Genomic DNA, 19612 nt, shown 5'->3' with positions numbered 1-19612 from the left:
ATTTTACTGCTGCTTTTAGTAAACCAGGCGATCTGCTATGATAGGAAGTTTGTCTCCTTTCTCCCTAAGGTACCGCCATTTGTCTCCTTCCTTTACCGGTAAGGGGAAAAGTTGCACTGGTGAAGAATAACCATAAAAATCATACACCCTGAGTCCGAGATCATCATATTGTAAAGGAACCACCCATTTACCATTTGCGTCCGTAAGTCCATATTTACGGTCTTTTTCTATCAATAAATATTGATCATCCCGGACGGCGCTAATCCGGTCATATATGGGTTCTAGAAATACTTTCCCGGTATTGTCGGCAATTCCCAGCTTCAGTTCACCGTTTTCAGGATTATATTTCGACAGCAGAATTTTTCCGGCCAGAAAATGATTGTCATAGAAGGCATCCGCATAACAACTGGTTAATGGAATCACAAACGCTCCTTTTTTGTTCAGGAAGCCCAGTTTGGAATACCTCCTCTGAGTATCTGAACTATCCCGTGCCACAGCTGCCACTCCAAGGCTGTCAAAAGCGGTGGCCTTATCAAATGTTGCCGGCACAATTACCTTCCCCATTTCGTCTATATACCCCAGTTTATTGTGCTGACCGAACTGTGCCATACCATTTTTAAAAAGGTAAAGGTCAGGCAGAGCTGCAGAGATCGGTTTGGGCTCATTCCTGAACGAAAAATGATAAGTTTGCGGAAGTGTTCTTGAAGTATGGAAATTGTAAAGCTTCGCCTGTCCATCTTCATTGGACACTGCCAAGACCTGCTTTGACCCGATATAGCCTACAAAGTTAAAAGCCAAAAGCCTGACCGACTTTTTCACTGCATCATATAAGCCATACTGATTGCTTTTCCAGTCGCCCAGTAAAAAGGTTGTGCTGTCGATACTGGTAATTTCAGTATAGTATTTTTCAGAAAGCAACTGACCATCTTTGAGCATACGCAATTCTATGCGCGGGGATTCATAATTGCCTGAGCGGCAAACCATAGTTTGTTTGTCAGGACCAATAAAATCAAAATAGTCACGATATATGGTTGGAATCATTTCCTGCTGGGTATCCAGATGATAAAGGCCAATTTTTCCTTCTCTTTGTACCTGGACACGCTTGTCACCAAGCTGAGCCAAGAAAGTATAACCATTGTATTTACCGGGAAGCAGTATGTTTCCGTCTAAATCGAACACCGTCTTTATCCCCTGTCTCTCTCCCACAATCAGATCATAGGTTTTACTTCCTGCTTTATGATCCAGGTCAATCTTATAAAACAGCGGTTCATGATACTTATCCGTATTCGCAAAATACAAACCGAAATAAGCCTTCTGAGCAATTCTGAAGATAGGGAGCGGCGCTATTCCTCCCTCATCGCTGCCGTCGATATAAGTGATCTCTCCATCCTCCACACTTTTCAGCTCCTGAAGCGCGCGATTGGTAAGCATTGTTTTGTTTCCCACTTTCAGCACAAAATAATTACCACAAACCTTTACCCGGTCATATTGAGGCGGAATTATAACTTTTCCGGTCAGATCTATCACTCCCTGATGTTTTCCTTTGGTCATTAACAGGTAATTGCCTGGATAGTTCTGATACGCACCAGCTCCCTCCGCATCTATACGATCGTAAATAAAGGGTAAGGTTAGCTTCCCGTTCTGGTCATAAGCACCAAACTTGCCCTGCTCGCTGTAAATCAGCATTCCTTTTAAAATCGCGCTATTTTCCTGCACATCAAACTGTTGCCCGCTATTGACATTCACAATTACGGGTACGTTATTTTTTGAGAAAGACTGTACCCAATTATCACTACGCATTTGCTGATGTTGATGATCATACTCAAATGGAACACGAACCTTCCCATCAAATCCTACTATACCCCATTTGCCTCCGCTTTTTGCATAGACATAATCTGATGTTTTCGCGCATCCGCCACAATAGTCAAAAGCTTCATAAACCGCATTGATGGCCAGCGTTGTTTCCTTTGCATCATAGACCCCCCATTTGTCGCCTTGCCTGATGTCAAAGTAACGTCCGTCAAGATAATTGATCTCCTCAAAAAAGGGAAGCGCTACCCCACCGGGCAGGTAGAGGCTTTGCTTCCCATTTAGCGAGAGCTTCCAGTAGTTCCTGTACGTTAAATCCACCTGATCATATTTTGCTGGTAATATGATCTTTCCATCGGGCGACAACACCCCTGTTTTACCATCTTTTATAAACGGAATGACCGTTTTAGGCATTTCATCTGTATCCAGGATTTCTTTTTGGTAATCCTGAATATCATATTTATCGCCCAGTTTAGCCTGAGCATCGCCCAACATGTAATCAAAGGCTTTCCCTCCATTGATGTCAATGTAAAATTCCTGCCCATCTTTAGAAACCCGGGCATAGCCCCACCTGAAGGGACTAATCTCGGTACCTTTTACCGGCGGGTCCTGATGCCCCGGCTTATATTCAACACTTCCTGCTACAGGTGGCGAAACGACCTGAGCTTTTGAATCAGCAGCAACAAGTACAGTAAGTATCAACAAGCAATTTTTCATCATCTTATTCAATTTTCGATTTTCCTGTAATCAGGGCATGGCTTGCACCTTCATTAATAAATGAGAACTCCTCACCTTGCTGCACCAGGATTGGCCAGGTGCGCTTTATCCCCTCGTAATTTCTCCTGATGGTATCGAACCTGGGTTCCAGGACTATTTTTCCATCTTTATCTGCCAAACCAGACTTATCTTTTAAGCTAAGCTCCAACAGCTCCGGCGTCCATGCACTGATCAGATCGTACCTGGGTTCCAGAATAACCTTGCCCTGGTCATTCACTACGCCATACTTCCCTCCTTTCCTCACCCGTACCAGGTTGACGTGGTCATTGAGCACGTCCAATTGGTCGTACTGCGGTTCCAATACCACATTCCCTTTGATATCAATCAGACCATATAATCCCTGTTCTCCTTTTTCCCGAACTACCCAGGCCAGATTGTTGTAGAATTCGCCCACATAGGCAAAGCCGGGAAAGCGAACTTCTTTTCCCGTTTCATCAATAAACAGGTTGTCATCCTTGATCCGAATCTTGAAAAGCCCGCTTTGAAAAGGACTGGCATGTGCTGTTTTTTGGTCTGGGGTGGTATACTTACGATAATAACTATTCCTGTTCCATTCCGGGTGCTCGAATACTGTTTTCCCTTTGGTGTCAAAAATCAGGTATTTCGATATCGTTTCTGCCATCAGGAGCTGATCGCTCAGCATCTTCAACTGATAAATATCTTGGGTATAAGGGAACAGCAATTCTCCGTTGCTGTGATAAACCGCTGATTCTTTAGTATAGCTGCTGCCTTCCACCTGTCTGGTAACTTCAAAACATTTTTCATTCAACCAGCTAACCTCTACCTCACTTACAGGAATAATAAATTTCTTCTTTTGTACGTCGTAAAGCCCGAGTCGTTGCTCATCGTATACCGGGAAGACATACGGACTGGTATTCAGGTCTCCATAGTTGTATTTCCTGTTCACATACATATCGGTTCCCAGGTTGTATTTCATCGGTAATATTTCATTACCCGGCCTACCGTAAATGGCATAACGGTTCCCGTCAAAAGCATGGAAATAAGTCGCGCCATGCTGATACACTGCGCTGATCTCTGTAAATTTTTCCGGTAGAATAACTTTTGTGCTTTCCCAGTCGAAAACACCAGCTTTCTGATTAAAATTCTTTACCAAAATATAATAAGGTAAGGCCTTCATTTTATCTTCCGCGGCTTTTATTTTAAGGTACGCTGGAGAGAGGTTCGGTACAGGTGACAGGTCTGACATTGTCACGACCGGATCTCCAAAAACCAGTTGTCCCGATGAGTTTCTGAATTCGATCTGATGATAGACCGGCGACAATATCAGCGATCCATTTTTATCTATTACACCCTTCCTGCCTGCCTTTTCTACAACGGCATGCCCTCTTACAAAGTCATTGATCTTATCGTATAACGGCGGGGTGACTTCTTTACCGTTAACATCAATCAGTCCGTATAGGCCACGTTCCTCCATCCGAAGAAAATCACTGCCATTGCAGGAGCTCAACGATCCGTAGACTGCGGGAAGTACGATTTTCCCCAGCGAATCCATCAGTCCCGATTGCTTATCTTTAAAAAACTGCAGATATTTTCCGGTTTTAAGGTAAATATTGTACAGGCGCTCATGTTCCGGGTTGATCATTACTTTGCCACTTTCATGTGCAATCCCCTGCTTGCCCTTGAGATGGATTACGACGCTATGTGCAAACAAATAACTTTTACCGAGTTCGTCATACAATGGCGTCTGCATAATTTTTCCGTCTGCAACGCGCAGCCAGCCCCATTTACCATCTTCCTTAAAGCCGATGATATCGCTGCTCATGACCATCAGTTCCTGAAAACGTGGTTCAGCAATGACCTTTCCCTGCTGGTCAATAAGTCCATACTTCCCGTTTTTCTTTACCTGTGCAAACTGGTAATTGTAAGGAATGCCAGCATACCATTGCCCGGTATAATCGGTTAGTAAGGTAACCTCGTTGTAATCAAAGCTGCTCAGTAAATTCCCGTTTTCATGCATAACGCCATATCCCCCATCTTTAACTACACAGAACAGAGCACCGGCATGATCTTTCAGTTCGTCAATAAGCACCATGGTCTGCGGGTGACAGAGATAAACTTTTCCTTCTTTTCGCACCTTAACAAAGGGTCCACTATCCCGATCAAAACCGATGGCATCGTAGACCATAGGTGTTTGTGCTGATGCGGATACCATTACAAATAACAACAACGGGATTGAGAGCCATGCGCATTCTTTCTTCATAATTACTGTTTTTTCGATTAAAATTTTGGTCAGCGGAAATGTCATTGAGCAAAACTAGGGACACGATGTCTGAAATACAATCCCTGAAATCAGCCAGATTTTCAATGACTTTTTTTAACCTGGCTACTTGCTACAGCCTACCGGAAACACGTATACGATATTTTACCTATTTTTATACCGCAGGGCATTTACTGCTTCGCCCTATTGATATTTTTTGCCTGTGGAAGAAAATAATAACGAGCTGTTCTCTATAACTACGATGCCACCAACCCGGCCGGCCGACTACTACCTATGCTACCTCGATGGTTGCGTTTTTATTGATTTTAATAAAAATCAGATGAAGCAGATACAGCTGGTAAGGATTTCATTTGATGGCTATGGTTGCTGCAATGTACAAAACGCGACACCAATGGAACCAAATGATGCAAAAGCGTTTAAGGCCATGATGAAAGCGCAGATGCTCGATCAATCATTGCTGGAAACCATCGTAAAGAAAACCATAGCCGCGAATAAAGCGCTGCTTTGGGAAGATGCTTTAGCGAGGTACGATCTGTTATAAACAGGCCGCACCTGGGCCTTACCAGCAACTATACCAGTAAGCTGCCACCATCAACCACAATTATTTGCCCTGTGCTGAAACTACCACGCATCAGGTAGAGGTAAGCTTCGGCAAGTTCTTTCGTATTGCCGACCCTGCCAGTTAATAATTTGTCTCCAATACTGCTGAAAAAAGCTTCCCGCTCCAATTCCGGCATACTGGCCAAAAGATTGGTCTTCACCGTGCCTGCGCAGACCGCATTCACTCTGATTGGTGCAAGTTCGACGGCAAGTGCACGGGTAAGCCCTTCGATAGCGCTCGCCATTCCTGAGATCACGAGGGTTCCCTTTCTTGGCCTCCTCCCCAATGCACCGGTGGTCAGTGTAACGGAACCACCGGTTCTAATGTGCGGCGCTCCATGTTTCACCGCCATAATTGCCCCCCAAAAGCGCAGGTTGATCGCTTGTTTTGCGGCGTCAATGTCTAATTCAGGCAAATCACTAAACTTCAATTCATCACCTGCAGTAAAAATCAGGTGGTCAAATTCGCCTATCTTTTTGAAAAGCTGTGCTACCTGTTTTTCATCCCCAAGATCGGCAATGAAGCCCTTACTGCCTTCAGGTAGAACAATCAAAGCGCTATCGACCTTCTGCTGACTGCTCGAAACCACAATGACCGATGCACCTTCTTCTGCCGCAGCCATTGCAGTCTCTAAGCCAAAACCTGATGTTCCGCCTAACAAGATCACTTTTTTACCGGATAAACTGCTTTCTCTACTAGTTCTCATACTGTTGATCATTTCCTTTCTTTTAATGGAACAAAACTATTGTACGAATACAATACTTTTGCTATCCCTTACCTCTGGGATAGTGACTATTTTTATGGAGAAATTTAAATGTGAATCCGCATCTACCGTTGACAGGCAATTGGCCTTAAAGGATGCAATTGATTTACTAAGTGGCAAATGGAAAATTGTGATTTTGCGAATTTTATACCTGGATGGCTCCATGCGGTTCAAAGACCTGCAGGAGAAGACAACGGGAATAACACCCAAAGTGTTGTCGAAGGAATTAAAACAATTGGAGGAAAATCTGCTGATTACCCGGACGGTGAACAATACAAAACCTATCACGGTAAATTATGCCCTTACTGACCATGCCATCGAAACGCTGCCTGTCATTAATGCTTTGATTGAATTTGGTTTGAAGCATAGAAAGAAGATCAAAAACAAATGACTATATCTTCCCTCTACAAATTGCGAACCTTGTCCTGAAGGATTTACGGTTGCTATCTAATATGCTAACATTTTACGCTCCATCAAATTATTGCAGATTATCTACTTATTTGTAAAGCCAAAGCGTTGATTTCGAATCGAATTTTGTAAATTAGGATACTAAAAATTAAAACCGTGGCGAATGTGAATGAAAAAACTTTGCCGCTGTAATATAATTGCGTTAACCATAAAACTTTAAACGTCTCAGATGTCTATAAAAATTAATGTTCCATTTAGCCAAAAAGACGAGGCAAAACAAAAAGGAGCTATCTGGATGAATGATGCAAAAACATGGGTAATCCCTGACTATATTGAGAATATAGATCCTTTCGATCGCTGGTTGCCGGGAGATGGTTTTATTGTCAAGGATCCCTATCTTATCTGTAAGAGCAGCCGCCAATGCTGGAAATGCCAAAAAGAAACGCCACTAATCGCATTGGCTGCAAGAACTTACTACACATGCGATTTGGCATCGGAAATAAATCTTAAATGGCAAAAGATTAAATACCCGGCTTTTTTTATAGGTATCCGATATATGGATCCCATACTTTTGCCGCTACTAAAAGAAAAATATCCCTTTTACCGGGAGATGCCCGCAAAAAAAACAGGAATACTAACCTGGGTGAACACCTGCCGCTATTGCCAAACAATACAAGGGGATGACTATAATACAAACAACTCCGGTTCTCCTTTTGGAGGATACCAAAATGAAAAGAAGACATTGTTCAGAGGTAAAAATATGGAACAAATTCAACTCAGATTTGATTATTATATAGATGGAGTAGTATTTGAAGGAATTTATTATTGGGATGGCTTCTCCGAGGCCGAATAAAAAAATAACAGTAGAGCTACCGAGAAAATAAAAACCTCCGCAAATGCAGAGGTTTTTATCAGCTTCAGACCCAAGTCGTCTTCCCGGTACAATTTTCGAATCATTTTATGACGGATTTAAGCCTATGTAGTAAAGTCGGGCTAACCTGCTTTCAAAGTCAAAAATTCTACCAGATGTTGTTCCAACAATTCCGTATTGTATGTTCCCTCGGTGGTGTGATCTGTGATCTCCAGACTATTGTCACCAACGGTGATCGTATATGCATTACCGTCGATTATTTCAGGAAAACTAATATTAACAATGTCAGATACATGGGCAAACTCAACCGCTAGATTGCTGCCAAGCTGCTCATTTACATAAGCTGGAAATTCAGTTTTCAACAACTCAAATAAGCTTTCAGGACTCAAAGGTTGTACGTTGTTTATAGAAATCATATATTTTTTCCATAACTATCCAATAATGGTGCCCCGAAAGCTAAACAGCCTGCAATGGTCCGACAAACGTTTCAATGGGTTAAATGCACTAAAAAGTGTATGATTTAGACTAACAGTATTAGTTAAACGATTGCCTAAATGCCAAAGGCGACAAATCCGTCTTAGATTTAAAAAGTTTGCTAAAAGACTGAGGATGTTCAAACCCGAGTTTATAAGCAATTTGGCTCACAGACAAATTAGTTGCAGAAAGCTTTTCTTTTGCTTTTTCGATAATTACCTGTTGAATGTATTGTTGTGTGTTCTGCCCCGAAAACGAACCCAGCATATCACTCAAATAACGGGGAGACAATTGTAATGATTGACTGACATACTGAACTGATGGCAAACCATTTTCTAATCCTTTATTTTCCTTAAAATAATTGTCTAGCAATTGATCTAATGATGTGATGATCTCATGATTGACAGCCTTCCTTGTCAGGAACTGCCGATTGTAAAACCGATTGCTGTAATTCAACAGTAATTCGATCTGGTTTACTAAAATATCCTGGCTGAAGCTGTCCGTGTTTATTTCCAACTCATTTGCCATGGTTCCGAATAACTGGCTAATGATCTCTTTTTCTTTTGCTGATAAAAACAATGCTTCAGAAACGGCATAAGAGAAAAAGCCGTATCCGGTTATAGAACTGCCCAATGGATAGTTCCGGATAAAATCTTGATGAAAATATAAGGCAAAGCCCTGGTAACTATCCGCATCTTCAGGTGCGGATACAATTTGCTTTGGCTTCAAAAAAGCCAATCCTCCCTCTTCGAAGTCATAATAACCCTGCCCGTATTTCGTCTGCCCCTTAAATGAAAGTTTGAAGGAGACTTTATAAAAGTCAATGCTGATTTTTTCTCCCTTTTTCAACAGAGGAACCGAAACGTTATCATAATCTACCAGCGCGATCAAAGGATGCAGCGGCGCGGGCAATCCAAGTTCCCGCACTAACTGAGAAATACTTTCAATATGATGTATGTCTGATTTTCGTTGCATTTTCTTGTTTATAAGGTATCAATTTTGTTTTGCGGGGCGAATGACAATATCGCCAATTTCAACGTCTTTTGGCTGGCTGATTGCATAAATTACCGCATGGGCAATGGCTTCAGGACTGATGGCCATACGTTCTACCGCCTCGGAAGCTGCCGTTTTCATCTCCCCGGTATGTACGCTTTTAACCGCAAAATCCGTTTTGATATAGCCGGGCGATATTCCCGTGATCCTGATGCAACCGTCAGATTCCTGCCTGAAAGCCTCCGCAATAGTGCGAACCGCATTTTTTGTGCCTGCATATATGCCTTGTTCCGGTACGATCTTTATTCCGGATGTAGAAATGATATTGACGATATGCCCCGACTGTTGTCGCTTGAATACAGGAAGTGCAGCCGCCATTCCATACAATGTACCTTTGAGATTAACATCAACCATTTCGTCCCAACCGTCAATATCCAAATTGTCTATTCTGCTAATGCGGGCAACACCCGCATTATTCACAATAACATCTAACTTACCGTATTTTTCAACTGCCAAATTTACTAAAGCAACTAAATCAGTTCTATTACTTACATCCGTTTTCAGAAATATAGCTTCACCACCGTGATTTTTAATATCTTCAACCAGGCTTTTCAACTCTTCTGCTCTTCTCGCTCCTAAAACAACTTTTACACCATTGTTTGCCAATTCAATTGCAATGGCTTTACCAATGCCGCTACTTGCGCCCGTAATAACGGCCACCTTGTCTTTCAAATTTTGCATCATATATCTGTTTGTTGGAACAAAATTGATGATTACAGATTTACGAAAAGTAGCCCAATTGGTGTTTGATGTAGTTAAATTGGTAAGTCTATACTTGGGTTAACTCTGAGCTATTTTCTATTAGGTAGTTAGCTGTAATACAGACAATAATGCGCTAACACTCATCAATGAGGGAGCAATGATATAAGATTAATTCCCTTTGTTAATCGATCCAGCACCTTATCTAAGGTCTCATTATAGAGAACAATGTTAAAGTCGGTACTCATCCATTGCGGATAGACAAGCTCGCTTTTAATGAGCTTATCTATCCGAAGAATAAACCTGGCTAATCGGTTGGCATCACGGAAATTGACGATTACCGGGTCTTGTCTTAATATTCCGGATTACTATCTCTGGAAGATATGATATTTCTCCTCTAGCTACACCTAATGATCAGGCATTGATAAGCCATTCTCTATGTGCAGAAGCACATTAATTAATTCAGTTCAGGTTGAATAATAATTTCCGGGCGGCCGATTCAGTTAGAAGGTCCCATGCGGTGCAGTATATCGCCAGTCCAAATTTCGACTGGCCGTTCCTGCGTGAGCGCTTTCCCGAAAAACATGAAAAGGGAATGCCCTCTGACATTGACCCTAATGGTTGGTTTCATGTAAAGCTGGTCCTGTTGACCCGGTCAATAGCGGTATATATCAATAACGATAAGGTTCCCGTTCTTAGGACAAAGCCTTTACTTGAGGCAAAGGGAAAGATGATCGGGTATTTTACCGGCACTGGTTCCGGTGGTGAATGGAAAAACCTCCGGATTAAAAAATAATGCAACCCCCAGGAATCAACACCCAAGCCGGAGTTACTGGCTTGGGTGTTGATTTATCCGCTTACCATGGAATTTCGCCTGTTTCCGGGTTGCTTTCTTCACTAAAAAACTTGCCTGTTGGTCCGTCTTTATCCATCAACGCATATTTCAGTATGCGATTTGCAGCGATCCCTACCTCTCCCCCGTTTTGGTTGGTGAAATCTGTTTTGGTATAACCCGGACAAACCGCATTTACCTTAAAAGGTGTGTCGCGCAACTCATAAGCTAAATGAACGGTATACATATTCATTGCGGCTTTTGACGAGCCATACACTGCATATTTAGCATAATTGTATGCTGGCCAATCCGGATTGCTTTGCAGGGAAAGAGAGCCCACACTGGTACTCACATTTACAATCCTTGGCTCAGGCGATTTTCGCAGTAAGTCGATGAAGGACTGTGTAACCCTAACTACGCCTAATACATTGGTATCAAATGCAGTCATAAATTGCGCTGCGCTTCCTTCAAGCGCGGTATAGGGCATACCTCCGTTGATACCGGCATTATTGATAAGCAGGTCTAATCCCCTTGTTTTCTTTCCGATTTCCTCACGTGCATTTTTTACAGAGCTTTCATCTGTGACGTCTAGCTGTATCGCTTCAACCTGGCTTAATCCCTCAGTTTTAAGTTTTTCAACCGCTTTAATTCCGTTTTTTAAATCGCGGGTTCCAAGATATACGAAAAATCCTTTTTGTAATAATTGTTTTGCTGTTTCAAGGCCTATGCCTTTGTTTGCTCCGGTAATTAATGCTGATTTCATTTTTATATTTTTTAATTGACGAAGCAAAATTGCATCTTATAAAAATGAGGCCGTTTACCATTTGGTAAAAACGAAATTAACGGATATTTTTTCTGATCCTGCTTAATGATTGTTGCGTAACACCCAGGTAAGAGGCGATGTATGCCAATGGAATGCGGTTGATCAGGGAAGGGTAATTTCCCATAAATTCCAGGTAACGGGTCGTCGCATCCTGTGAAATTACCGGAGTTTTCCTCGACTTTTGGTAAAGGCATTTCTGAACCATTTTGTTTTTAATGTTGTCCCATCCAACAATCGTACTTGAAAGTCCTTCCCAATTTTGCTTTGAAAATACAATGAGTTTGCAGTTGGTGCTGGCTTGCAGGTATTCGGAAGAAGCCATGTTGGCCTCAAAATTGGCATAATCAACAGCTAGGCTATTTTCACTGATGAAACAACGTGTAATTTCTTCGCCTTTATTGTTGTAATAACAACCACGCAGCACACCTTCCAGAACATAGGCTACCTGTCCCGGAACTTTTCCTGCTTCGGAAAAGTATTCGTCCTTTTTAAGCGCTATTGCTGAGCTATTTTTTTCAATCAAGTCTATTTGCTGGAGATTCAAATTGCCAAACTGCAAAATGTATTCAATCAGTTCTTCCATCAATATAAATTGGTCTTCTATCGTTTTAAATCAGTGCATTTCAGAGCGATCTAAATACTTTTATCAATCAGTTCCGTTATCTTCTGTGTATCTAATTTACCCGAATAAATAATCAGTCCGGCTTTATCTATCAGGACAACCTGTGGGAATGCGGCAATGCCATAGTTCTTATTTAGCTCCGGATTATTGCCCCAAAAAACAGGGTATTCCACTTGGTTCTTCTTAATAAATACACTTATTGCATTTTGATTATCCTCTGTATTCAGACCCAGGACCCTGAAGTGGGCAGATTTATATTTTTTGTTTAAGGCATTTAGTTTCGGTACCGCTTCAATACAATAACCGCAGTTTTTTATCCAGAATTCAAGCAGTACCACATGTCCCAGAAATTTAGAAAGTTCTTCTTTCAAATCCGTTTCATAATTGGTTAAACTAAAATCAGGCGCAACCTCCCCTGCTTCTATAATCGCTATCGACTGCTGTTTCTCAGGTTTGTACTCATTAAGATAACTGGAATAATACCATGAATGATCTGTCGGCGGCACCGGATTCATCTTGATTGCTGTAAAATCTGTGCGGTTTAAATCTTCGCTTCCTTTTTTTGTCTGGAGTAGTGTTAAAGGCAATAATGTCTTCTTATTCACGATCAACCTGTTGTAAAATATAAGGTCCTGAGTTGTGGTTGAAAATCCTGTTCCCAGGTAATCCGGATATTTATTCCGGGTCTCAAACGTTAGTAAATAATAAGATTTGTTTGCGATCAAAGTATCAGAAACCTTTTTGATGATGCTTTGATCTTCAATGACTAAAGGAAGAATATTTCTCAAAGTGATGATCGAGTTGTATATCGGCGACCTCCCCTCAAAGCTGGATTTATTCAGTTTGCCCACAATATTTATGGTCTTCCGATAGATATTGACATCAAAAGCCTCTGCATTATTAAAAACGGACAAGCCGGCAGAATCCCGGTATTGATACCTGAAACCAACCAGATCATTTTCTTTACTAAAATCCAGATACATTTCGCCGCTGGATTTCGAATGGTAACTTTCTGAAGGATAGCTGAATTCGCGATTATAATGATAGCTAATCGCCTTTATAGTCCTTAATTTTTCGGCGACATTCCGGAACAATGATAAATTATCAAAAGCAATTGTGCTGGTGCTATTGCCGGTAAAAGGAAATAGAAGCAAAAAGCAAACGGAGAAGAGGATAGTATATTTTTTAATCATTGGTATAAAATCAATTCCACTGCAAGTATCAATACTGTAAAAATATATTTCATCTTTAATACTTTAGTGATTACCATATCCTAATACATGGTCAATTAAAGTAAGTTAATAACAATAAAATTAAAGATTGAAAAAAAAAGTAAATAGCACCATAAAAAGTATAATTTCAACCATAAAAATTAGATCCTAGTTAACCCTGTAACAATTCCTCGGACTTGAGCAAAAACTTTTCACATTCGACTTCATTTTATCCTTAGCCCTTTTTTGATTTTAATTTCCCTAAAGCTGCTAAGGCTTGAGGAGCAACCTCATCATCTTCGAGCAGATCTATTAATATACCTTCAGATTTCTCTGTTTTTACAGCGCTTAAAGCCGATACCATTTGTCGTCGGCTTCTACCGTTACTTTTATCCAAGACTGTAGAATATACCCAATCTATTTCATTTAACGTTAATACAGTTGCTATAGCATTTCCGATTATCCATCTTAAATTATCATTTTCCTTCGGCGTTTTTTGGTATTCAGCGATCAATGCGGAAGCTGCTTTTCCTTTTGCTTCCATTACAGTTAAGGCCCTAATTATCCCTTCTTTGTTTTTATCATGATAGGGTTTTGGCAAATGCCTTAGTAAAATATCAATGGCTGTAGGATATTTAACTTTAGTATTTACCAAATCTCACACATCTGAGCATTGAATTCCGATTTCGTTCAATTCGCTGGTCAAATCCGCTAATTCTTCACGCAATTCCATTTCAAATAAGTAAGCAAACTTATTCATGTCATTAATCTCTTGCCTGGACTTCACAGGCTTTCGCAAAAGTTCTAAGAATTTTAATTCGACATTAGATTTCATAATATTTACTTTCTATAGACCACTTACACTCAAATGGTCATTATGCTTGAAGGATTTTTATGATAATAATTTATTATGGAAAGGCAATTCCCGCAACAGCATATTTTATTCAGATTTGACAATAAAGTCGTATTCATGTTCAGTAAAATAGATGGGAATATCTGACCAGCTTAAATATTGCTTTTTTGCTAGTAAGTGAACGTTTCTCATGAGTTCCATGAACCGAATGATGATAATTTGTTCGCACCAATCTCTTGCATCCTGCATTTCCTTAGTCCAATCTCCATTTAGTTTTTTCTTATCTATCTCTGAAAAGGCTGACTGTAGCGCACGATAATCTTCTATATAAAAAACAGAACCTGTTTCTGTACGTGCATCCGTCATAAAATCGGATAACCAATCCATGTCATCAGGATCGGTGTCGCAGTCATCATAAGCGAAACCATCAATAAACCAATAGTCAGTATTGATATCAAACTCATTCAATTCAAAATATAGACCGCAAACCGCAGCGCGTTTTTTGGCTCCATCATAAAAATCATCAATCCAGTTTGCCAAATGTTTAGTCATATGCATTAATGACCTCCCTATTATTGCATGGAAGGGAGAAACAGGTAACGTTTGAAGCTCAGTCTGGGCAATGAGTAACGCTCCTTCAAAGTCAAAAACTTCTAGCCTGGGATTTATTTTTTCGGCGAAAGTGAAATTCATACAATGTCTTTTTTTAAGTATCTAAAACCATAATTGTAATTTACATTTTAAGATTCCCCTTCGTCCATTCACTCAAGGTTGTCTCTGCTATAAGAGAATGAATACCAGCACCTTTAGCAATATCCTCCAAGACCTTTGTAGCTGCTGGTTCATCAAATGTCAATAAAAAAGAGGCTGACCATAAGCGAACTCCTATATTTGGATTAGTCATATAATTTTTAAGACTTGTAAGTTCATCTCCATTTTTCAGGTAATTAACAGCCTTCATAATATTTTTATAAGCTTTATTACCAGTTTTGTAATCTCCATTTTCAGTTGCCTCCGCATGTATTGAGCAAGCTTCTTCAAAAGTGTCTAATGCAGTTTTAATATCTTTAATTTTCATTTAAGCAGCTTTAGATAACAGATAATCGTTACCAGATTGATTTATATGTTTAAAATAATCCTTATAGGTTTTTATATCCTTGAAAATATGTATCACCAAAAAACTCCTTGTTGTGTGTATAATGGCTTCTATTTCTATAAGAAATGGCCTTTAGCTTTTTCAATTTTAAAATCGGCCTCAGATCTCCGTCTTCGATATTTGTAGAGCCAAAAAACATAAACATTTCCAGATCGCTAAGCGCTTCAATCCCATGTATGGTTTTTATTTTTGTCATATCAGTAATAATAAGCCGTTTTAAATGGTGTAATGAAAAGATTTCCTCAATAGCGTTTACCCCCATACAGCGCTGAATCATCAGTATCTGCAACCGGCTCAAATTCCCGATACCATCAAGCATTTTGATTCTATTGAGATTAGCTATTCTTAAATATGTTAAATTGGTCAATGAAGAAAGCCCCCTCAGATCCGCTAAACCAGAATTCATTAGAGTTAGTTCCTTAAGTCTTACGAGTTCAGAAAATACTGAGCTATTTTTTTCCTTATAATTATTGATAGAAAGTGATTCAAGTTTAACAACATTAAATAACGACTCAGACCCCTTTCGCCATTCAATCGTACAATGGATAAGATTTGGAAAAACACTAAAGTCTATTGGAGTTTCACAATAAGTTGAAATATTAATTGTGTATAGCTCTTTTAAATAATAAATAGCTTTAATGGATTTTATGCGAAGATCAAGTATTATCAACGATTTAAGATTAGGCAGAAATTGCAAAAAATCGAGGTTATCGCCTTTCCAGCCTTTTCCCATATTAAGTTCCAATTCTTCCACGTTTTTCTTAAAAAACAGTTTTAAGAACGAACTCTCCCAGGGTGAAGTAAGTATTGCCTTTACTCCATAATCGCCATTTTCAAATTTAACTTTACTCACAAAATAACTTTCCCTTAAGGCAGATAAATATTCTCTGGCTTTTATCAATAGGATTCCGCACATTTTATAAAAAGTTGACACCTCTATTTACTTAGTTCAGTATATGTTTGATGTATGTCTAATTTATATCAGAAATTTTAAATAAAACACAAAATCTCTGAAGATATTTTAGTGAATGCCCAATCTATGCAGCATATACACGCAAAAACAAGTTTTATAGGGCTGTACCAGACGATCAATGACCATACCGAACTAACTTACAGCACCTTATAAATATTAAAAAGCATACTAATCAATCTTATATAAACAATATCCCTCCATATTGTCGGCAATAAATTTATTGACATACTGCTCCGGGAGCTGTTGGTAGTTCACCTCTATCTGATTCTTACCAGTGTATACATCTCACAGAAAAGAGGAAACAGACCTAAAAGTGTTGGCTAATACGGGGTCTTTTAACTTTAGTCAGCTTCAGTTTATTAAATAGTTATAGATTAGGCTTATCTTTTGACAGATCCACACAGAAATGAATATTTATAGAATTAGTTTTTTAATCACAGTAGGATTACTTGCGCCATTTTTTTTGAATGCGCAGTCAGGTATTAGCGCGCCTCTCTTTGTTCAGTCCGACCTTAAACTGGTTTCTTCGGAATTCAGTTTTACGGAAGGTTGCTCTGTTGATAAAAACGGAGATGTGTTTTTTACCGATCAGCCGAATGATAAGATCTGGAAATATAAGGCAAGGGATCAGCAGCTTTCTATTTTTCTGAATAAATCGGGCAGGGCCAACGGAACTTATTTCGATAAAAAGGGTAACCTGATTACCTGTGCTGACGAAGAGGGACAGCTATGGTCTGTAAGTCCTTCCGGTAAAATAAAAATTGTCCTAATTAGCAAGCCTGGCAAACAATTCAACGGACCAAACGATATCTGGATCCATCCCAATGGGGGAATGTATTTTACCGATCCCTATTACCAGCGTGATTACTGGAAAAGGACTGCCCCGGATCTTAAAACTGAAGATGTGTATTATATTCCAAAAGGGAGTAATAACGTAAAAGTAGCTGCCAGCGGGATGGTTAAACCGAATGGTATTGTTGGTACACCCGATGGTAAATATCTGTATGTGGCAGATAACCGGACCGGAAAAACCTACAGATTCCGTATCGAAAAGAACGGAGACCTGATTGGAAAAGAACTGATCATTGAACGGGGTTCTGATGGCATGACACTGGATAACCAGGGGCGTTTATACCTGACTGGTGCCGGAGGTGTTTTTATCTATAGTCCTGATGGCAGGCTGCTCGATCAAATTAAAGTTGCAGAGATCCCTACCAATGTTTGTTTTTTTGGAAAAGATAGGGATCATTTATTTATCACTGCACGCAAAGCCGTATATGTGATAAAGATGCAGAGTCAAGGAGTGGAATAGCATTGGGCGTAGTGTCTTTTAAGATATCGTGGCAATAATTTAATTTCAGATTTGATTGCCTGAAATTGTTCAAGTGATTTATTTTGGCGCTTGATATTTTTTTTATCAATCGTGAATGAATCATAATGTTAACATTTACCAAATATATTTTTAACATTGCACTGGAATTTTAGTAATTTTATATCTAATCTCTATTGAATAATTGATTACGCCTTGTCATATAAATTGGTGAACGTTGTAATGAGATTGTATCATAACCTTTCCGATGTGGAATTGACCGCTTTATTAAAAAAGCATGATCATGTTGCATTTACAGAAATTTACGATCGTTATCGAGGCGTACTTTACTTACATGCCTTCAAACTGACTCAGGATACTGTTGAGGCGGAAGACATCGTTCAGGAAATTTTTATTTACCTATGGGACAAGGTAGCTACAATTGTTTTTCATACAGGAATTAAGTCTTATCTCTATTCTGCGGTACGCTATAAATTCTTCAACCTTCTGGATCATAAAAAAGTGGTTACCAGGCATGAGCAAACATTCAATGACTTTATTAGCAAAGGTGAATTTATTACCGACAACCAGGTGCGTGAAAATGAACTGACCCGCCTTATTGAAATGGAAATTGCCAAATTGCCTGAAAAGATGCGCATTGTCTTTGAGTTGAGTCGAAAAGAGCATTTGTCTGTTTCTGAAATTGCAGGCAGATTGAACATTTCCAACGGTACCGTAAAAAAGCAACTGGGCAATGCGATAAGAATTCTTAGATTAAAGTTTGGAAGCTTGTTCTATGTGTTGTTCACGGGAATTTTATAATTTCTTAAAATTATTCTAACTACTTCTACTCCTTTTTGCTGAGTTGCCTTACATGTACTAAAACGAATCTTGTTTAGACATGAGTAATCAATACAATTTTAAGACGCTAATTGGCAAATACAGGGATGGACAATGCTCCGAAGAGGAAAAGATAGTAATTGAAAGCTGGTTAGCATCTGAATTACAAAAGGATCTACTTTCACCGTCAGTATTCGAGATTGAAGCAGCAGATGTTCGCATGCGTGAGGTAATCGACAAGCATACTCTTATCAGACAAAGCAACTCCTCCCCTCTTTGGCCACGGCTTGTGGCTGCGGCATCAATACTAATCTTTATTGGAATTGGATTTTATTTCTATCAAAACTATGATCCCCTCATTCCTACAGCCAGTTCACAACATGACATTGCACCTGGCGGAAATAAAGCTTTCCTGACCCTGGCCAATGGAAAACGTATTACTTTGACTGATGCCAAAAATGGAGAATTAGCAGAACAGTCTGGAGTTAAAATCACAAAAGCTGCTGATGGGCAACTGGTCTACACAGTTTCTAATGTTTCTAACGAAAACAATAAAAAAGCTTATAACACTATAGAAACTCCAAGGGGTGGAACCTATCAGGTGCGTTTGCCAGATGGGACAAAAGTATGGCTAAATGCCGCATCAACACTCAGATTCCCTTCATCGTTTGCCAGGTTAGTTAATCGAAGGGTGGAGTTGTTGAGCGGCGAAGCCTACTTTGAAGTAGCTAAGGATAAAAAACATCCGTTTATTGTACAGACAGATCGACAGGACGTTGAAGTATTGGGAACTCATTTTAACATCAATAATTATCCGGATGAAGCTAGCGTCAAAACCACTCTCCTTGAAGGTTCAATAAAAATTCGTAACAAATTTAGCCTGGAATCTAAAATTCTCAAACCAAATCAACAAGCGGCATTCACTAAAGAGGAAATAAATGTTACTAATGTAGATGCTGAAGAAGCAATAGCTTGGAAAAATGGCTTATTCACGTTTGACAATGAGTCGATTGAAAGTGTGATGCGTAAAATAGCACGCTGGTATAATGTTGATGTTGAATTTAAGAGCAAGAATAAAGATCAGGTTTTTTCAGGAACGATATCACGTTTTGAGAATGTGTCTAAGGTCCTGGAGAAATTAGAGTTAACAGGTGGTGTTCATTTCAAAATTGAAGAAAGGAGGATTTTGGTTATGAAATAACTTATACTGATTTATACTTATAAGAACGAAAATCAAAAAGAAATTATTTACCAGCAAAAAACCGGAAGTGGTTGCACACTCCCGGTAGTGTTTGATTT

20 protein-coding genes are annotated in these 19612 nt (G+C 39.6%); 7 read left to right on the top strand and 13 right to left on the bottom strand.

Annotated features, from left to right (window positions below; translation table 11 throughout):
- Positions 1–15: 15 nt before the first annotated feature.
- Both AAFF35_RS08155 and AAFF35_RS08150 read right to left on the bottom strand, forming a co-directional pair.
- Complete coding sequence (locus AAFF35_RS08155) at positions 16–2529, bottom strand: WG repeat-containing protein (RefSeq protein ID WP_342331935.1); 2514 nt, start codon at positions 2527–2529, stop codon at positions 16–18.
- 1 nt (position 2530) lies between these two features.
- Positions 2531–4807 (bottom strand): WG repeat-containing protein, encoded by a 2277-nt coding sequence (locus tag AAFF35_RS08150; RefSeq protein ID WP_342331934.1) that lies wholly within the window; start codon positions 4805–4807, stop codon positions 2531–2533.
- Between the two features lie 337 nt (positions 4808–5144).
- Here AAFF35_RS08150 and AAFF35_RS08145 point away from each other — a divergent pair, with 337 nt between their 5' ends.
- Positions 5145–5366: a hypothetical protein gene (locus AAFF35_RS08145; protein ID WP_342331933.1), complete on the top strand. Its 222-nt coding sequence runs from the start codon at positions 5145–5147 to the stop codon at positions 5364–5366.
- A 28-nt stretch (positions 5367–5394) separates the two neighbouring features.
- Here AAFF35_RS08145 and AAFF35_RS08140 read toward each other — a convergent pair whose 3' ends face one another.
- The gene (locus tag AAFF35_RS08140) at positions 5395–6132 is read right to left on the bottom strand and encodes an SDR family oxidoreductase (RefSeq protein ID WP_342331932.1); all 738 of its coding nucleotides are present in this window, start codon (positions 6130–6132) and stop codon (positions 5395–5397) included.
- 94 nt (positions 6133–6226) lie between these two features.
- Between AAFF35_RS08140 and AAFF35_RS08135 the strand changes: the two genes are divergently transcribed.
- Both AAFF35_RS08135 and AAFF35_RS08130 read left to right on the top strand, forming a co-directional pair.
- Positions 6227–6580, top strand: coding sequence for a helix-turn-helix domain-containing protein (locus AAFF35_RS08135; RefSeq protein WP_342331931.1), 354 nt, complete (start codon positions 6227–6229; stop codon positions 6578–6580).
- Positions 6581–6826: 246 nt separating this feature from the next.
- Positions 6827–7450 (top strand): DUF5710 domain-containing protein, encoded by a 624-nt coding sequence (locus AAFF35_RS08130; protein WP_342331930.1) that lies wholly within the window; start codon positions 6827–6829, stop codon positions 7448–7450.
- Positions 7451–7590: 140 nt separating this feature from the next.
- On the opposite strand, the gene AAFF35_RS08125 is transcribed toward AAFF35_RS08130, so the two are convergent.
- The 3 genes from AAFF35_RS08125 to AAFF35_RS08115 form a co-directional block, all read right to left on the bottom strand.
- Positions 7591–7884, bottom strand: a complete 294-nt coding sequence (locus AAFF35_RS08125; protein WP_342331929.1) for a hypothetical protein — start codon at positions 7882–7884, stop codon at positions 7591–7593.
- 118 nt (positions 7885–8002) lie between these two features.
- On the bottom strand, positions 8003–8917 hold the full coding sequence (locus AAFF35_RS08120; protein ID WP_342331928.1) for a helix-turn-helix transcriptional regulator: 915 nt from the start codon (positions 8915–8917) through the stop codon (positions 8003–8005).
- A gap of 18 nt (positions 8918–8935) precedes the next feature.
- Positions 8936–9679, bottom strand: a complete 744-nt coding sequence (locus AAFF35_RS08115) for an SDR family oxidoreductase (protein ID WP_342331927.1) — start codon at positions 9677–9679, stop codon at positions 8936–8938.
- Between the two features lie 487 nt (positions 9680–10166).
- Here AAFF35_RS08115 and AAFF35_RS08110 point away from each other — a divergent pair, with 487 nt between their 5' ends.
- Positions 10167–10490: a hypothetical protein gene (locus tag AAFF35_RS08110; protein WP_342331926.1), complete on the top strand. Its 324-nt coding sequence runs from the start codon at positions 10167–10169 to the stop codon at positions 10488–10490.
- 61 nt (positions 10491–10551) lie between these two features.
- Here the strand turns inward: AAFF35_RS08110 and AAFF35_RS08105 are convergent, their stop codons facing one another.
- The 7 genes from AAFF35_RS08105 to AAFF35_RS08075 all read right to left on the bottom strand — a co-directional run bounded on the left by AAFF35_RS08105 (position 10552) and on the right by AAFF35_RS08075 (position 16092).
- Entirely contained in the window at positions 10552–11289 is a 738-nt protein-coding gene (locus AAFF35_RS08105; protein ID WP_342331925.1) for an SDR family oxidoreductase, read from the bottom strand.
- A gap of 76 nt (positions 11290–11365) precedes the next feature.
- Positions 11366–11932, bottom strand: coding sequence for a Crp/Fnr family transcriptional regulator (locus AAFF35_RS08100; RefSeq protein WP_342331924.1), 567 nt, complete (start codon positions 11930–11932; stop codon positions 11366–11368).
- A 50-nt stretch (positions 11933–11982) separates the two neighbouring features.
- A complete protein-coding gene (locus AAFF35_RS08095) occupies positions 11983–13164 on the bottom strand; it encodes a TlpA disulfide reductase family protein (RefSeq protein ID WP_342331922.1) in 1182 nt (393 codons plus the stop codon).
- A 253-nt stretch (positions 13165–13417) separates the two neighbouring features.
- On the bottom strand, positions 13418–13837 hold the full coding sequence (locus AAFF35_RS08090) for a hypothetical protein (protein ID WP_342331921.1): 420 nt from the start codon (positions 13835–13837) through the stop codon (positions 13418–13420).
- 285 nt (positions 13838–14122) lie between these two features.
- Positions 14123–14728, bottom strand: a complete 606-nt coding sequence (locus AAFF35_RS08085; RefSeq protein WP_342331920.1) for a hypothetical protein — start codon at positions 14726–14728, stop codon at positions 14123–14125.
- 40 nt (positions 14729–14768) lie between these two features.
- The gene (locus tag AAFF35_RS08080) at positions 14769–15113 is read right to left on the bottom strand and encodes a DUF2019 domain-containing protein (protein ID WP_342331919.1); all 345 of its coding nucleotides are present in this window, start codon (positions 15111–15113) and stop codon (positions 14769–14771) included.
- A gap of 61 nt (positions 15114–15174) precedes the next feature.
- Positions 15175–16092 carry a hypothetical protein gene (locus AAFF35_RS08075; RefSeq protein WP_342331918.1) on the bottom strand — a complete coding sequence of 306 codons (918 nt, stop codon included), beginning with the start codon at positions 16090–16092 and terminating at the stop codon, positions 15175–15177.
- A gap of 478 nt (positions 16093–16570) precedes the next feature.
- Between AAFF35_RS08075 and AAFF35_RS08070 the strand changes: the two genes are divergently transcribed.
- The 3 genes from AAFF35_RS08070 (at position 16571) to AAFF35_RS08060 (ending at position 19514) form a co-directional block, all read left to right on the top strand.
- Complete coding sequence (locus AAFF35_RS08070; protein ID WP_342331917.1) at positions 16571–17476, top strand: SMP-30/gluconolactonase/LRE family protein; 906 nt, start codon at positions 16571–16573, stop codon at positions 17474–17476.
- A gap of 240 nt (positions 17477–17716) precedes the next feature.
- Positions 17717–18295, top strand: a complete 579-nt coding sequence (locus tag AAFF35_RS08065) for an RNA polymerase sigma-70 factor (protein ID WP_342331916.1) — start codon at positions 17717–17719, stop codon at positions 18293–18295.
- A gap of 79 nt (positions 18296–18374) precedes the next feature.
- Entirely contained in the window at positions 18375–19514 is a 1140-nt protein-coding gene (locus AAFF35_RS08060; protein ID WP_342331914.1) for a FecR domain-containing protein, read from the top strand.
- Positions 19515–19612 lie beyond the last annotated feature (98 nt).

This window comes from Pedobacter sp. FW305-3-2-15-E-R2A2, from assembly GCF_038446955.1.
GTDB lineage: Bacteria > Bacteroidota > Bacteroidia > Sphingobacteriales > Sphingobacteriaceae > Pedobacter.
The sequence above is the reverse complement of the archived record's forward strand: the minus strand, read 5'-3'. Positions and strand labels throughout refer to the sequence as shown.

Coding starts and splice junctions, on each gene's coding strand:
- AAFF35_RS08145 (WP_342331933.1), top strand. CDS start 5,145: ATGAAGCAGATACAGCTGGTAAGGATTTCATTTGATGGCTATGGTTGC.
- AAFF35_RS08150 (WP_342331934.1), bottom strand. CDS start 4,807: ATGAAGAAAGAATGCGCATGGCTCTCAATCCCGTTGTTGTTATTTGTA.
- AAFF35_RS08130 (WP_342331930.1), top strand. CDS start 6,827: ATGTCTATAAAAATTAATGTTCCATTTAGCCAAAAAGACGAGGCAAAA.
- AAFF35_RS08085 (WP_342331920.1), bottom strand. CDS start 14,728: ATGAATTTCACTTTCGCCGAAAAAATAAATCCCAGGCTAGAAGTTTTT.
- AAFF35_RS08095 (WP_342331922.1), bottom strand. CDS start 13,164: ATGATTAAAAAATATACTATCCTCTTCTCCGTTTGCTTTTTGCTTCTA.
- AAFF35_RS08115 (WP_342331927.1), bottom strand. CDS start 9,679: ATGATGCAAAATTTGAAAGACAAGGTGGCCGTTATTACGGGCGCAAGT.
- AAFF35_RS08135 (WP_342331931.1), top strand. CDS start 6,227: ATGGAGAAATTTAAATGTGAATCCGCATCTACCGTTGACAGGCAATTG.
- AAFF35_RS08100 (WP_342331924.1), bottom strand. CDS start 11,932: ATGGAAGAACTGATTGAATACATTTTGCAGTTTGGCAATTTGAATCTC.
- AAFF35_RS08070 (WP_342331917.1), top strand. CDS start 16,571: ATGAATATTTATAGAATTAGTTTTTTAATCACAGTAGGATTACTTGCG.
- AAFF35_RS08155 (WP_342331935.1), bottom strand. CDS start 2,529: ATGATGAAAAATTGCTTGTTGATACTTACTGTACTTGTTGCTGCTGAT.
- AAFF35_RS08120 (WP_342331928.1), bottom strand. CDS start 8,917: ATGCAACGAAAATCAGACATACATCATATTGAAAGTATTTCTCAGTTA.
- AAFF35_RS08105 (WP_342331925.1), bottom strand. CDS start 11,289: ATGAAATCAGCATTAATTACCGGAGCAAACAAAGGCATAGGCCTTGAA.
- AAFF35_RS08080 (WP_342331919.1), bottom strand. CDS start 15,113: ATGAAAATTAAAGATATTAAAACTGCATTAGACACTTTTGAAGAAGCT.
- AAFF35_RS08140 (WP_342331932.1), bottom strand. CDS start 6,132: ATGAGAACTAGTAGAGAAAGCAGTTTATCCGGTAAAAAAGTGATCTTG.
- AAFF35_RS08065 (WP_342331916.1), top strand. CDS start 17,717: ATGAGATTGTATCATAACCTTTCCGATGTGGAATTGACCGCTTTATTA.
- AAFF35_RS08060 (WP_342331914.1), top strand. CDS start 18,375: ATGAGTAATCAATACAATTTTAAGACGCTAATTGGCAAATACAGGGAT.
- AAFF35_RS08125 (WP_342331929.1), bottom strand. CDS start 7,884: ATGATTTCTATAAACAACGTACAACCTTTGAGTCCTGAAAGCTTATTT.